Source organism: Mesorhizobium sp. M7A.F.Ca.MR.148.00.0.0 (assembly GCF_003997735.1).
Lineage (GTDB): Bacteria > Pseudomonadota > Alphaproteobacteria > Rhizobiales > Rhizobiaceae > Mesorhizobium.
Window position 1 is genome coordinate 1 of the sequence record NZ_RZTB01000682.1, and the last position, 239, is coordinate 239.

General features: G+C 67.4%; 2 pseudogenes. Both read right to left on the reverse strand.

Going from position 1 to position 239, the window contains the following annotated elements:
* Nucleotides 1-127: pseudogene (locus tag EOB49_RS38540) on the reverse strand (ABC transporter ATP-binding protein); the annotation flags it as partial.
* Nucleotides 124-239: pseudogene (locus tag EOB49_RS38545) on the reverse strand (D,D-dipeptide ABC transporter permease); the annotation flags it as partial. The pseudogenes EOB49_RS38545 and EOB49_RS38540, both read right to left, overlap by 4 nt.

Consider the following 239-nt stretch of genomic DNA (forward strand, 5'->3'; position numbering starts at 1 on the left):
CGATGCCGAGCCGTTCGCGGCCGAGCGAAAAGGAAACGCCGCGCACCGCCTCGATTAGACCGGTGCGGGTCGGGAAGGTGACGCGCAGGTCGTCGACGTCGAGAAGCGTCTTCGTTTCCCTGCTCATTGGTCACCACTGCGAGGATCGAGCGCGTCGCGCAGGCCGTCGCCGAGCAGGTTGAAGCCGAGGCTGACGATGAGGATGGCGAAGCCCGGCGCACCGGCCACCCACCACTGGT